The 359-nt window shown below is 57.4% G+C and carries 1 protein-coding gene; it reads right to left on the minus strand.

The window, feature by feature from the left end; genetic code table 11:
* Positions 1 to 211, minus strand: a 211-nt coding sequence (locus EN845_RS34115) for an Lrp/AsnC family transcriptional regulator (protein ID WP_135931294.1), incomplete at its 3' end; no start/stop codon positions are given.
* Positions 212 to 359 lie beyond the last annotated feature (148 nt).

Here is a 359-nt window from a genome sequence, read left to right on the forward strand (position 1 = left end):
TCTCGATCATCATCACGCCGCGTATGCGCTGGTCGACCGCGTCGGCGCGCAGCACCACCGTATAGCCGATGATCTCGCCTGATTTCTGCAGCCGCTCCATGCGCGCCCTGACCGTGGCGCGCGAGACGCCGAGATCGAGCGCGAGGTCGGAGACGCTGCGCCGCGCATCGTGCCTCAGCAGCGTCACCAGCCTTTCGTCGAGCGCATCCATGCTTGTCCATTTCGATCAGGATATCTGCGCAATATGATAGATCAAGCTTTTCGAAATGCCAATTTTCCCTATTCAAACCGCCAGGCCGCAGTGGTTCACTCTCTCGATCAAATCGCCAGATCTATTCGCAAAAGGGCTAAAAAGAATC

It is taken from the genome of Mesorhizobium sp. M8A.F.Ca.ET.202.01.1.1, from assembly GCF_004791595.1.
Taxonomy (GTDB): Bacteria; Pseudomonadota; Alphaproteobacteria; order Rhizobiales; family Rhizobiaceae; genus Mesorhizobium.